The sequence below is a fragment of the Pseudomonas juntendi genome, assembly GCF_009932375.1.
GTDB lineage: Bacteria > Pseudomonadota > Gammaproteobacteria > Pseudomonadales > Pseudomonadaceae > Aquipseudomonas > Aquipseudomonas juntendi.
The window spans coordinates 69,942-83,634 of sequence record NZ_BLJG01000106.1 but is presented as its reverse complement, the minus strand read 5'-3'; the positions used below and the strand labels follow the sequence as shown (position 1 = coordinate 83,634).

General features: G+C 61.3%; 10 protein-coding genes. 3 read left to right on the top strand and 7 right to left on the bottom strand.

All coding sequences use genetic code 11. The features are described 5' to 3' along the window. Positions 1-328: 328 nt before the first annotated feature. The gene (locus tag GYA94_RS15015; RefSeq protein WP_110678332.1) at positions 329-1,192 is read right to left on the bottom strand and encodes a type 1 glutamine amidotransferase domain-containing protein; all 864 of its coding nucleotides are present in this window, start codon (positions 1,190-1,192) and stop codon (positions 329-331) included. 152 nt (positions 1,193-1,344) lie between these two features. Here GYA94_RS15015 and GYA94_RS15010 point away from each other — a divergent pair, with 152 nt between their 5' ends. From GYA94_RS15010 to GYA94_RS15000, 3 genes are all read left to right on the top strand, one after another. Then, complete coding sequence (locus GYA94_RS15010) at positions 1,345-2,253, top strand: LysR family transcriptional regulator (protein ID WP_110678330.1); 909 nt, start codon at positions 1,345-1,347, stop codon at positions 2,251-2,253. Between the two features lie 100 nt (positions 2,254-2,353). Further along, positions 2,354-3,574, top strand: a complete 1,221-nt coding sequence (locus GYA94_RS15005; protein ID WP_009686599.1) for a putative DNA modification/repair radical SAM protein — start codon at positions 2,354-2,356, stop codon at positions 3,572-3,574. Then, positions 3,565-4,407, top strand: a complete 843-nt coding sequence (locus tag GYA94_RS15000) for a TIGR03915 family putative DNA repair protein (RefSeq protein ID WP_161892603.1) — start codon at positions 3,565-3,567, stop codon at positions 4,405-4,407. Before GYA94_RS15005 ends, GYA94_RS15000 begins: the two co-directional genes overlap by 10 nt. Before the next feature lie 33 nt (positions 4,408-4,440). Here the strand turns inward: GYA94_RS15000 and GYA94_RS14995 are convergent, their stop codons facing one another. The 6 genes from GYA94_RS14995 to GYA94_RS14970 form a co-directional block, all read right to left on the bottom strand. Beyond that, on the bottom strand, positions 4,441-4,698 hold the full coding sequence (locus tag GYA94_RS14995) for a PAAR domain-containing protein (protein WP_009686597.1): 258 nt from the start codon (positions 4,696-4,698) through the stop codon (positions 4,441-4,443). After that, positions 4,695-5,513 carry a DUF6708 domain-containing protein gene (locus tag GYA94_RS28220; protein ID WP_255326940.1) on the bottom strand — a complete coding sequence of 273 codons (819 nt, stop codon included), beginning with the start codon at positions 5,511-5,513 and terminating at the stop codon, positions 4,695-4,697. The genes GYA94_RS14995 and GYA94_RS28220 overlap by 4 nt, the downstream gene beginning before the upstream one ends. Next, a complete protein-coding gene (locus GYA94_RS14985) occupies positions 5,506-8,730 on the bottom strand; it encodes a T6SS effector BTH_I2691 family protein (protein ID WP_161892602.1) in 3,225 nt (1,074 codons plus the stop codon). The genes GYA94_RS28220 and GYA94_RS14985 overlap by 8 nt, the downstream gene beginning before the upstream one ends. Further along, positions 8,727-9,650, bottom strand: a complete 924-nt coding sequence (locus GYA94_RS14980) for a hypothetical protein (protein ID WP_161892601.1) — start codon at positions 9,648-9,650, stop codon at positions 8,727-8,729. The genes GYA94_RS14985 and GYA94_RS14980 overlap by 4 nt, the downstream gene beginning before the upstream one ends. After that, positions 9,650-11,722 carry a type VI secretion system Vgr family protein gene (locus tag GYA94_RS14975; RefSeq protein ID WP_161892600.1) on the bottom strand — a complete coding sequence of 691 codons (2,073 nt, stop codon included), beginning with the start codon at positions 11,720-11,722 and terminating at the stop codon, positions 9,650-9,652. Before GYA94_RS14975 ends, GYA94_RS14980 begins: the two co-directional genes overlap by 1 nt. 323 nt (positions 11,723-12,045) lie before the next feature. Further along, positions 12,046-13,671 (bottom strand): methyl-accepting chemotaxis protein, encoded by a 1,626-nt coding sequence (locus GYA94_RS14970; RefSeq protein ID WP_161892599.1) that lies wholly within the window; start codon positions 13,669-13,671, stop codon positions 12,046-12,048. Between the last annotated feature and the right edge of the window lie 22 nt (positions 13,672-13,693).

Genomic DNA, 13,693 nt, shown 5'->3' with positions numbered 1-13,693 from the left:
CTGTCGGATCTACGCCCCAGCCTTCCGTGCAAGTACTGGGCTTTGGCGATTGTTGCCGCCTAACCCCGCTGCGCCGCCTCATCCGCTTCCTGTTCGTCAGACCAGCATTTTGCCTCGGGCTTCCTTCAGATTCGCAGTCGCCCGCGACACCCTTGCCTCTGGCTAACACTTCCCCTTGCCGGGTGTGTAGAGGACTTTCACCTCCAAGTCACCCGCTCGGCTACCACAACCAAACGGGTTGCGCTAACGCGCAACGCGCCATGCCTGGCGCACAACAAAAAGGGGCGCCACTGTGGCGCCCCTTCTGCTCTGGCTGGCCGCTTGCGCTTCAGTTGGCCTCGGCCGTGAGTTTCGCGCGCTCACCGAGTTTTTTCAGCAACGCCTTGGCCAGGGCCTTGTCCGAGAACGGGTTCTGCCCGGTAATCAACTCGCGATCCACCACCACATTCGGTTGCCAGGGCTTGGCATAACCCATGTCGCCGCCGGCCATCGCCATCGCGTTCGCCGGGTAGAACAACAAGCGCTGGTCGTTGAGCGATCCCTCGAACACCTGCTCCTCTGGGTCAGAGAAGATAGTCATCTTGTAGCCCTGGTACACCCAGTCTTTGGCTGCCGCCCGCTCGCCACGCGCCAGCGCGGCCTGGTAGCCAACCGGGTCTTGCTGCGCCGAAAGCAAAGCGATTGGGCCGTGGCAGATAGCCGCAGTGGGTTTGCCTGCCTGGTGGAAATGCCGCAACAAGGTGCCGACATCCGGGTTATTGGCCAAGTCGATCAAAGGCGCGTGGCCGCCGGGGATAAACAGCCCGGCATAGCGGTCGAGGTCGCCAGCCAGCACTTCTTTCACCGACAGGGTATCGCCGATGTCTGGCAGCCCCTGCACCACCTTTTCAATCCGGCGCATCTCTGTGGCATCACCGGCGAAATACTGCGGGTCAACCGAGCGCGGATCCACACGCGGGGCATTACCCTTGGGTGTCACCAGCACCAGGCGGTAGTCAGCCTTGAGCAATTGGTCGGCGGGCACACCGAACTCATTGAGGTAATAGCCGGTGGCGTAGTGTTCGCCGTTCTGCAACGGCAGCTGGTGTTCACTGGACAGCAGCACCAGTACCTCGCCCTTGGGCGCCGATTGGGCACCACCGGCAAGTAACGCGCCGGTGACTGCCAGCGCCAGTGTGGTCGGCTTCTTCATGCGTTAACTCCTGATCAGGCAAGCGCCTGCAATACCAAAGTGGCGGAGCGCTAGATCTAATGGGCAGCTCCGGGTCAGTCATCACTGGGGGAATGCTACCGCTGCAGCTATGATTCGATAATTCTAAAGTGATCATGGCTGCCATTCGGAATATGAATATCGCCAACAAGGACTTGAACCTGCTCTATCTGTTCCATGTGCTTTACCAGGAGCGCAGCGCCACGCTCGCCGCCCAACGCATGGCGCTTAGCCAACCTGCACTCAGCCACAAGCTCGGCAGATTGCGAGACCAGCTTGGCGACCCCCTGTTCGTGCGTGCGCCCAGAGGGCTTACCCCCACACCGCGGGCCCATGAGCTGGCGCCGGAGGTAGAACGCCTGGTAGCGGGCCTGGAAGGCTTCTATGAACGCTGCGAGGGGCAAGACTTTCTCGCCCGCCCTGCCCGCGTACACCTGTACAGCACCGATTATGTGGAGCAGACACTGCTGCCCAGGCTGTTACCAATACTGCGCAGCCAAGCGCCCAACCTAACGCTGATCACACACAACACCCGCGGCATGCTACCCCGTGAAGCGCTGGAAAAAGGCACCTGCGACCTGGCTGTCGCCGGCTTCTACACCGACCTGCCCGATACCTTCCACCAGCAGCGGCTGCTCAGGGAGCAGTTCGTAGTGCTTGCCTCGCGCAGCCATCCAGGCCTGGGTAGCGGCCTAGACCTGGACACATTTCTGGCCAGCGACCATCTGCTCACCACCCTGACCGGTGACCTTGATGGGCTGGTTGATCGCGCCCTGCACAGCCAGGGCAAGCAACGCCGGGTGGTGGCAGGCCTGTCCAGCTTCATCGCACCCATGCGCTTGCTGCGGGGTACCGACCTGCTTCTGACCTGCCTGCGCTCGCTTGCCCTCGAAGCTATCGACCGTGACCAGGATCTGCGCATGTTCCCGCTACCCATGGAGCTGCCGCCCGTAGAGGTGATGCAGATCTGGCATGCGCGTACCCATGCCGACCCCTTGCGGCGCTGGCTTCGCCAACAGATGTGGGCCGTGGCCCAGCAATAGGGATTTTTCTGACGAAAGTAGTCGGGTATGGCGAACAACCTCTTGCAATCCCTAAGATCTCAAAATACTGTATGAATATTCAGTACAGCGAGACGCCCCCATGCAACTCATCGCCAAACTCGGTATTTTGGCCGACGCTGCCAAGTACGACGCTTCCTGCGCCAGCAGCGGCGCGCCCAAGCGCAATTCGCGCGGTGGCGATGGCCTGGGTGCTACCAATGGCATGGGGATTTGCCACAGCTATACGCCCGACGGCCGCTGCGTGTCGCTGCTGAAAGTGCTGCTGACCAATTTTTGCCTGTACGACTGCCAGTACTGTGTCAACCGCCGCTCCAGCAACGTGCCTCGGGCACGTTTCAGCCCGGAAGAGGTGGTGCGCCTGACCTTGGATTTCTATCGGCGCAACTGCATCAGCGGCCTGTTCCTCAGCTCTGGCATCATCCGTTCGGCGGACTACACCATGGAACAGCTGATTCGCGTGGCCCGGCTGTTGCGCGAAGAACACAACTTCCGCGGCTACATCCACCTGAAGACCATCCCCGACGCCGACCCGCTGCTGATCGAAGAAGCCGGGCGCCTGGCCGACCGGCTCAGCGTCAACATCGAACTGCCGACCGACGACAGCCTCAAGCGCCTGGCGCCTGAAAAGCAGGCACACACCATTCGCCAGGCCATGGGCGTCATTCACCAGGGGCAGCAAGCCGTAGCCAATGAACCCAGGGCACCGCGCTTTACCCCGGCGGGGCAAAGTACCCAGGTCATCGTCGGTGCCGACAGCACCGATGACAGCACCTTGTTGCGCAATGCCGAATCGCTTTACCAGGGTTACGGCCTCAAGCGGGTGTACTACTCCGCGTTCAGCCCGATCCCCGACAGCCCAGGCAGCGTGCCGTTGGCCGCCCCCCCACTGTTGCGCGAGCACCGCCTGTACCAGGCTGACTTCCTGCTCCGGGGCTATGGCTACAAGGCGGGTGAGCTGCTGGGTCAGCACGGTAACCTGGCACTGGACATCGACCCCAAGCTGGCCTGGGCGCTGGCCAACCGCGAGGTATTCCCCTTGGACGTGAACCGCGCCGAGCCGGCGCTGCTGGCACGCATACCCGGCATAGGCCTGCGCAGCGTGCAGCGCCTGGTGGCCTTGCGCCGGGAACGGCGTATCCGCTATGACGACCTGATTCAGCTGCGCTGCGTACTGGACAAGGCTCGCCCGTTCATCGTCACCAGCGATTACCGCCCGGCACAGGCCGAACTGCGCAGCGGGTTGCTGCGTGCACGCCTGCGCGAACCGCAGGCGCCGGTGCAAATGGGGTTGTGGGGGTGATTGCGCTCGACTGCGACGACCTGTTCGCCACATGGCGTGAACAGGCGCGGGTGTTACTGGGGCATGGCATCGACCCTTCGGAAATCACCTGGAACCAGGGCCCCATGGCGGATCTACTGGCTGTACCCACAGCGCTGCCTGCCGGCCCTGGCCCCTTCCGGGCCAAAGTCCCGGCCCAATTGTTGGGTCAGTTGGAACTGGCCTCTCGCTACCGTGGCGAGCAACGCTGGAACCTGCTGTACGAAGTGCTGTGGCGTGTCGCCCACGGCGACCGCACCGCAATGCTGGCGGGGGACCGCCTGGGCAGTGAGTTGCAACGGCGCATCAAGCAGGTAACGCGCGAAGCCCATCATTTGCATGCCTTTGTCCGCTTCGTGCCGCTACCCGAAGTGGTGGCTGGGCAATTGCAACTGGACCTGGTGGCTTACCACGAGCCGGCACATGACGTTCTGCAGAGCGCCAGTGCGCACTTCGCCGACCGCCTGGGTAAGTTGCGCTGGCTGATCGCTACGCCTCAGGATGGCATTCGCTTCGACGGTGCCGGGTTCGACTATCAACGGCACTGCCCGGCGCAATGGCGACAGTGGGCGCGCAGTGCCGAAGACCCAGGGGCCGAGCTGTGGCGTACCTATTACCGCCATACGTTCAACCCTGCCCGCCTCAACCCTGATGCCCTGCGCCTGCACATGCCGGGGCGGTTCTGGCGGCACTTGCCGGAAGGCATGCTGATACCCCAGCTCGAGGGCCTGGCACGCCAAGGCAAGCAGCGGGACGGCCAGGCGCTGGAAGTGGCTGCGCAGGCCGGCAAAAAGATCAGCAAGACTGGGCGGTGATGCACGCCAGCCATACCGTGCGCGCAAATCGCCTCACTCCAGCAACCAGCCTGCATCGCCTTCATCCAGCACGCCGCCATGATCAGTCCTGTCCCCCTTGCGCGCCACAGCAGCCCCCTCGATCAGGAAGTGCTCGGCCCCGCTTTCGATTACCGCTCCGCAGGTAGTCCGGTCCCCCACCCTGGCCACTGCGCTGCCGTTGAATGTATACCCAGCACTCCCGCTCTCGACCTGGTTAGCGCCATGCAATGGGCAGAGATGTCGATGACCGACAAGCACAACAGGTTTCATCGCGCTTCGCCTGCGTGCGGTGCGGTACGTGATTCGCGATCAATCGCCACTGGCCAGTGAACCCTCGGCGCCAGGCAGTGCATGTGGCTCAGACCATCATCATCATTCCAGTCGCGGGCGGGGTGTACGAACTTCGGGAGGGCCTGGGGGCCTTGCTGCATGAACAGTCTGGCGATGGCCCAGTAGGCCTCGCCGTGGTAGAGGTCGTGGCTGAAAAACACGCGGTCAATGACTTCGTTGGTTTCCGGATTACGGACCGACAGCATGACGTTTTCGATCAGACCGCCGTGGCCGGGGGCGTAGATTCGGTAAACCTCGGCGGTAACGTCATCCCAGTTGTAGGCAACGGGTTTGACGCCCCAGTGTCTGCGGCTGAATAAATACATGTAATGAAATCTGAATTGATAGAGGTAGATTTTTCGGCGTAACCGATTGAAGCGAATGGGCTCGTCTCTTGGAACAGTCAGATCCAACTTGATAAAGCAAAGGATCACCCACAGCGGTAGCACAGGAAATATCACAGTCAAGACATTGGTGACCCAATCATGGGTAAACCCTTCAACCAGCAACCCCCAATACAACCATAGCGCCACGCCTAAGCAGAGCAGCATCGATGGCACACCCAATAATGCTACAACGCCTCGCAAGCTGACTGACTGCCTTGGCAACTCCAGATAGATCGCATCGTAATAGTTGGGTGGGGGTTTGATCCTGTCCAGACACCCACTGACCTTGGGCTCTTCTCCAACATAAGGGAGATCATACCTCCAACCCAAGCCGCGCCCACTTAGAGGTGGCGATGTGAGCTTAGTCATTCACACCTCGTCTGGTCATAGCAGCATAGGCATCCACGATTGAACGATCTGGCCAATACATGACCGAAAGCGTTGCTGCAGTAATTGTGTGCCGCCCTATGACCGGCATAAGTTCGACCACACCCGATATTTCCAACCATCGTCCGGTCACGCCTTCGGTCACTACATACTTGACTTCTCTGACCACCTCAAACCGTTTTTTGTAGTCAGGAAGTCTAGGTGGTGAATATCGAGAATAGCTGGCCATTTTTGAAAGAGACTTTACTAATGAGTTTTCAAACCCTTCAGAAATCAGTGTTTCGCCACCGCTGTATTCGGGAAATGATCCATCCCCGTCACGATGCACAACAAGGGCCCATGAGAAAGCAGAAACATCCTCTCGATATTTGGGTAGTACTATTTTGAAAATCAATTTTTGCTCTATCTCAACATGGACTAACCCACCCATCCTTCTCATGGACTCTCTGGTATCTATCGAAGATGAAAAATGAAGGTTGGCTTTGACGCCAAGCGTAACCGCATTCAACTCAGAAAATGCGATATCTGCATACTCGGGGGCATCCCAATGAATCTTCGGATGTTCGTTGGCCCTACCAAAAAAGCAACGTTTTATCCAGACCTCCAATTCGCTCGACTCTTTTTTTAGAGCGCTTCTGCCAGCAGCATATCCAATAAGCGTAAAGATAATGGCCAACCCCAGCGGCCCGAATGTTGCTGATGTCAAAACTGCGCCTACAAAGGTTAGGGTGCCAGCGGTAAATGCTGCCAGAGACATAACATTCATATTTCGCGCTGTTTTATCTCCTTTGGCGGCAGTTTGTTCAGTAGCGACAACCGCTTGTGCGATATCAAAGACTCCAGCAACCGCGCTGAATATAGCGCCGAGTCGAATTAAAGCCGGCCCAGGAGCCGTTACGTTAAGAGCCCAAGGCGTGCTTGAACCCGCAGCGCCCCTCAACACCAGCCCCACCAATTCGATTTGCCCCCCAAGCACACCCAGTTGCGAACCCTGCAGCGCCAATTTGGCCTCGTACGCCTTAGGCCCAATCTCTGCCTCGGCCTTTTCCTGATTTCTGGTCAGGCTGTCATACTGCAAATACAGCCCACCGATCCCGAGTAGCACCTCCCAACTGCCTGCAACCCCGCGCAGGCCTGAGAAACCGCCACGCACCAGCTGGCTGGCCTGGTGCGCAGTTATCTTCATCCCGTCAAGCAACTTGCGGGCATTGCTGTCGAGGGTACCTGCCGCGACCGAGATATCCACCATGGCCGCGTGCGCCGCACTGCTCGCCTGAGTCAGCTTGATGCTGGCCGCTTCGACTAACCGGCCATGCACTTGCGCAGCCGTGCCTTCGACCCAGACCGTGACACTGATCACGGTGTTGGTCAGACGAGGGTCGAGCAGCGCAAGGCTCATCAAACCGTGCTGCAGGATCGGCCGGACCTTGCGCATCGCCTTGAGCGAACCAACTTCAAAGTCATCGACACTGCGATACATACGGTCTCTCGTCTCAGCGAGGGAGGCATTTGCGCGGTGCTGCAACTGGCGTAAGTGCACACTCTGCAAGGCGTAGTACTCGCCCAGCTTCATCTTCACTTCAAGCTCGATCAGTTGCACCCCGTTGTAAAGAAACTGGATTGCGCTGTTCAGGTGCCGAACAGCGTTGTGAATGCCTGGCCCGAGGCTAGGCGCCAGGCGTTGACTGGCGGCATTCACCGCGCTCTGCGTTTCGGCGATGGCCTGCTTCAAGCTATTTCGCATGCGTAAACCGGCATCGTCGCTGGCGATGACCTTGCTCAACATGCCGAAGAGCTTGTCGCTGTCGTTCCAGTTGATTGCCTGGTCACCTGAAAAACTGGGGAACAGCGCGGCCAGCAAAGCGTTGTCACGCATCAGCAGCGCGCGGTAGGGAGGGCTGTCGGGGTTTTGTAGCCATACCTGCCACAGCCGTTCGCTGGTACCGGCTGGGGGCTGGCGGGGTTCAAGGCTGGCCACCACGGCCTCTGTGACACCACCGCCCAAGCACAGTCCCATGGTCTTGGTATAGGCCACACCGGACTCGCGATCACGGCCGTCATAGTCGTGGCGCTCGGCCACCTTGAACATCGGGGTATCGAATAATGCAACATAGGCCTGCGCGTCCTGGTCGATGTAGCGCTGGAACTCGGCATCCTGCGCCTCGTGCTCAGCTTGGAAAGCAGCCCGCTGCGGCTCGTGGTAGCGCTCTTCTAGACGGGCATCACTTTCCAGCTGCGCACGCTCGACCAAACGCTGTCGCTCGACTGCCGGGTCCACGAAAATTGGTGGCCCGTCGCCGGTCACCGGCTGCAGCGACGGCACCCCTTGTGCCGCCCACTCCCGGTGCGTGGCGCGGATCACCTGTACTATCTGCGACGTCTGCAACTGGTACGCGCGTAGTGGGTCCTCACGCCAGACCTGGCGCTTCACTACCCAGCTCAGCCGCTGGTGGTTATATTCCTGGATGAAACCTACGGTGTCGTCCAGCACCAGCGCCAACACACCGTTTGCCAACTGGTGGCGGTCCGATGCATTGACCACGTAACCACGCAGGGCAAACCTGCGCAGCCAACGACTGTGGAAACCATGCACGCTGTCGAACGGTGCGCACGCCTGCTGGCTGTACTCGAACACCTGGTTGTCAACTTGCAACTGGTCGGCCGTCATCGCCAGGCCCAGCAATTGCGGATGGGTACGCGCCTGGGTCAGATCAATCCCTACGAAGCGGTGCCTTGGTGCCACGCCTTGCTTGTAGGCGTTCAGCACGCTCACCGGCCAGGCATCACTGGAAAAGGCCAGCCAGGCACTGTTGTATTTGTCGGTGTCGATCGTGACGAAGGCCGCCGGAATATCGTGGTTTTCCTGCGCACATTTTTCCGGCAGTGGCCCAGGTGGGCCAGCTGGGGGCGCATAGGGGTCAAAGCGTCGCAGATGGCCCTGTGCGCTGACGGCGTAGGCTTGCCAGACCTGCTGGTCAAGCAAGACATACAGGTAGCCCATGCGTAACGTGCGCAGGCCAGGCTTGGCGCAGATGTGCAAATGCCCCGCCACGGTAGTGACGCACTCCGGTCGGGTATCCGGGACCAGCGCACGGCGCAGGGGCAGAATGGGCAGCCCCTGGCGCTGACAAGCCATGCAGTGGTCATGCGGCAGCCCGGCTTCAGCGACAGCCAGGGCGATTCGTTGACTGATGGTCATGCAAGGCGCTCCGCTTCCGGCAGGAGTTGGATCAGGTGCCGCCATTGCGCCTCGGAGTAGCAGGCAAGCAACGGCGCTAGCGCGCGCTGCTCTTGGCAGGCTACATCTATCAGGCCGCGCACGGCGGCAAGGGAGGTTAGCTGGGGATGAATGCACAGCTGGTGCAGGGCCAGCACCACGATATCTTCCGAGTCGGTCAAGCCCAAGGCGCGTGCTTCCTGGATATGGTTGCCGGCTCGTACAGCCGCAAACGACGGTATCTGACACTGAAAGCTATTGTTCACGCCTGCTCGCAGAGCGCTCAAGCTCCGCAATACGCGCTCGACCAATGCTCCATCCGCTTGCATGCGCCAAGCAGACGCGGGCAGCAGACAGCGCTGCCCGCTCTGCCCCTTGAGGTTCAGCAACTGCCCACTGCTGTTGAGGAACAACCAGCGGCTGATGGGCCACCACGGCGCACGCTCCCCTTGCTTGAACGTTGCCGCAAGCAGCTCCAGGCGTATCGGCTCGTAGACCGGATAGAAGCTCAGTGCCTGGGCCCTGTCGGGTAACCGGCACAAGCGACTGAGGTGAGCTGCGATGTCGGCCGCTGGCTGTTCACTGAACACCCAGCCGCATACGTAGCGCCTTGGCTGAAACAACCCACGCACGGCTGCCCGGGCGGTCAATTCCAATATTGCGCGGCTGGGCAGCGCACCGGGCACAGCCAGGCATACCAGTACAGGATGCAGGTGCGGCACATGCGCCAGGTCGGGCCTGGGTACACGCATCAAAGCGCTCGCCCCCAATGCCTCGCGAAGCTGGGCGAGCAAGGCTGGATCGCCTTTGTCCTCGGGCGCGAGGGGGTCGACCAACACATAGCTGTACAGGGTGGGCGCATGCTGCTGTTCGATCACGTGGGCCAGTTCATCAGCCGTCATCAGAGCTTTCCCTCACAGGTGCTGGCAGCGTTCGGCGTCAATGTCAGCGACGTAGCGCTGCCTGCCCCCTGCGCAGTCGCCTGGGTTTGCCCCATCAGGTTCAGTGTCTGGCCATTGAGGGTGATACCGCGCCGGTCCAGCACGATGCAGCCACCTGGGGTTTTCAACTCTATGCGCTCACTGGCATGCAGCTGATACACGGTAGTGCGCTGCTGCATGCCATTGCCGACTTCGACCCGTTGAGCACCTTTGACCACCAAGGCGCTGTCCTTGCCGACGAGAACCTGCTGACAGCCCAGGGTCGCCTCACTGCGGTTGTTACCGACCTGATTCGTCAGGTCATGCTTGATTTCGACCTGGCAGTTCTGCCCGATGAACTGGTTGTGGTTGCCCCCGGTTTCCTGGCGATAGTGGTTACCGATGCTAAGTTGCTGATCATTGCCCACCTGCTCCAACCGATTGCGCCCGACACGCGTGGTTTCGTCGTTGCCGACCACCGTGTTGTAGTCGCGCTGGGCATGAATGAACACCTCCTCCCTGCCCAGTTCGTCCTCGAAGCGCAGCTCATTGAAGCCATTGCCCTTGTGGGTCTGGCTCTTGATGGTCATGCGGGTTTTGTGCTCCGGCAGGTCATACGGCGGAAGCTGATCACCGCAGTAGGTACGCCCGATGATCAGCGGCTGGTCGGGGTCGGCGTTGACGTACTGAATGATCACGTCCTGGCCAATGCGCGGGATGGCCATCGAGCCCCAACTGCCGCCTGCCCAGCTTTGCGAAACCCGGACCCAGCAAGAGCTGAACTCATTGCCCTTGCTCTCCCGATCCCAGGGAAAACTGACCTTGACCCGGCCCCACTCGTCACAGTAGATCTCTTCGCCGGGCGGGCCGACCACGGTGGCCATGTGCGGGCCATCGATACGGGGTTTGGCCAGGGGTGCCGGGCGCCATTCGCGGGTGCCCGGCACCAGCATGGCACGCTGCACGTAGCGGGTGCCATGGTCGGCGCTGCCTGCCTCTTCCTGCAGGCTGGTGAACTGCACGCCTTCATGGTGCACGCGGATCGGCCGCCAATGCACGTTCAGGTCTTCGCGCGGGTGCCCGTCAAGCGTGAAACTCAACCCTGGTTGCAGGCGCACATCATCGCCCTGCACCTCGGCAACATGCGTGTCGTGGCGCAGCGCCGCGAGGCGCGTGGCCGTGAACGGTACGCCGACCGCGTCCCGCTTGTAGCGCCCAGGGTAGTCGAAACGCTCGTAGGCCAGCGTTTGATGGGGGATGCTGCTGTCAGCGGCCCGATGCTCCTGGCGGTAGCGCGGGTGGGTGAAGGTGTAGTCCCGCTGCACCTGCCGGGTGCTGCGGACCTGCTCGCTGTAACGCAGGCGTCGCAGGCACGGCACGGCCTGATCACCACCGCTGTTGGCGTGATACAGCACGTGGTCGGGGCCGATATCACCCTCATCTACCGCTTGTGGGTCATCGGCCCGGACCGCGCCGCGGCTGATAGTGCCAAACGCCAGCAGCCGATCGGTAATGACCAGGCGGTGCTGTTGTGGCGTGTGCTCGAAGCGGTAGACAAAGCCTTCTTCGGCTGCCAGCCGGGCGATGAAGTCGAGGTCGGTTTCACCGGCCTGAACGCAGAATTCGCGGACCTGATGCTCGCCGAGGCTCTTGATTACGAAGCGGTTGATGCCCTGGCGCTGCAACATCAGTTCAATAATCTGCGGCACAGTCTTGTGCTGGAAGATGCGCCAGTTCGAGCGCAGCCGGGCGCGGGCCAGCTGCGGCTCTAGCAACGCGTGGTAGTAGGTACGAAACCTGCCGGTCTCGCCTTGGCTGAAACGGCTGACCAGGCCGTGCACATGGCGCAGCGGCTGCTCGCCACGCCAGACCGTGAACAGCCCGGGCTTGTCGAGCAGCAGGCCGAAGTCGACATCCGCGTCGAAACTGATCAGTTCCAGGTGCAGTTGGAACGGCGCGCTGATGGCCTCTTCGAGTTCGAACGAAACCACTTCGAACTCAACCCGGCCGGCCAGGGCCTCGAAGCTGAACCGCAGATCGGACTGGCTAGGCATGCGGACTCCCGGCTACCACCTTGAGACAAGGCTGTCGAGCGACTGCAGCACTCCGGCGCTGCTCAGCGCTCAGGCGAAATCGGTAGCAACAGAAGGCCCCGCGGCCTTGAGGTGGGCGATGCATGAAGAGGTCCTTGTCTTCCGGCAAACTGAAGACATGAACGCTAGCGGGGAACCGATTCTGCGAGAAGTCCAGCACTTCCCGGCGTAACGTAGGAAATGTCGACTGAGTTTTCGATGGCAGGTGCGTGCCGAGAGACCGAGCGCTGCGCGAGGGCCGCTCGATCTCTGCGAGGCTCGTAAATGTTCTGGGCCGAAGGCGTTCAAACCTTGAACTGCCCGACCAAGGTCGTCATCTCCCCCACCAGGCCCGACAGTGCCTTGCTCGCAGCGCTGGTCTGCTGCGCCCCGGCCGCCGAATGGTTGGACAGTTCACGGATGTTCAGCAGGTTGCGGTCCACTTCGCGCGCAACCTGCGCCTGCTCTTCGGCGGCGCTGGCGATGACCAGGTTGCGTTCGTTGATTTCGCCAATCGCACTGTAGATACCCTCCAGCACCTGCCCCGAGGCCAGGGTGACGTCCAGGGTCGACTGCGCACGGTGGGTGCTGGCCTGCATCGACGCCACTGCCGCTTCGGTGCCGGCCTGTACGCGGCCGATCATTTGCTCGATTTCCTGGGTCGACTGTTGCGTGCGGTAGGCCAGCGTACGCACTTCATCGGCCACCACGGCAAAGCCGCGGCCCGCCTCCCCGGCACGCGCCGCTTCGATGGCGGCGTTCAGCGCCAGCAGGTTGGTTTGCTCGGAGACCGAGCGGATCACTTCCAGCACCTTGCCGATATCGCGCACCTGCCCCACCAACTGCTCCAAGTGGGTACTGCTGGTCTGGATCTCGCGGGTCATGGCCTCGGTGCCGTCGATATTGTCGCTGACCTGGCGGCGGCTTTGCGTGGCTAGCTGATTGGACTCGCTGGTGGTCTGCGAGGTGCTGATGGCATTGCGTGCAACCTCCTCCACGGCGGTGGTCATTTCGGTCACGGCAGTGGCTGCCTGTTCCAGCTCCAGCCCCTGTTGGCGCAGGTTGTTGGCGCTTTGCTCGGTTACCGCGTCCAGCGCAGTGGCGGCTTCGTCCAGTTGCCGGGCACAGCGCCCGATCTGGCCCAGGGTGTCGCGCTGGCTTTGCTGCATACGCTGCAACTCGTGGAACAGCTGGCCGATCTCGTTACTGCCTTGTGCCTGCACTGGCACGCTCAGGTCGCCCCCGGCAATACGCTGGAAGTGCTGGCCGGCCTCACGCAGGGGGTGCAGCACTCGCTGGGCGATGAAGCCCCAGCACAGGGCTGCCAGGGCCAAGGTCAGCGCCAGCAGGCCGAGGCTGAGCAACTGCGCACGGGCCAGGCGGCGATCGGACTCGAGCATGATCTGCTGGCCACGCTGGCCCAATTCGCCAACCAGTTGCTGACGTAGCGCCTGCAACCGGCCCATGGCGTTACCGGCGTCAACGTTGACCTTGAAATATTGCTCCAGCGAGCGCTGGCGGGTGGCCTCACGCTGCCCGGCCACCGCGGCGGCGTATTCGGCGAAGGTCGCCTGCAACTCGGTCGCCAAAGTGCGCAGGGCCGGCTCGCGGCTGTTTTCGACGAATTCGTCGACCAGCTTCTGGCTTTTTTCGTTCAAATCGAGCGACAGTGCCATGCGCTTGGCAGCACTGTCGTCGTGGCCGCCGAGTTGCTCGATGAAGCCCGACGACACGTTGGCGCTGGAACGAATGGCCATCAGCAAGGCATTGTTCAAGCGGTCCGACTGGTGCGCAGTCTGGTCCAGTTCGGTGATCTGCTGGTCACTGCCAACCGCCGCTCGCCAGGCACTGAGGGTGGAAAACAGCAGGGTCAGGCTGAACAGCGACAATACCCAGAACATTCCGGTGCGGATCTTCAAGTTGGCAAGCATGCGGGCAGTACTCCTGGTTGGC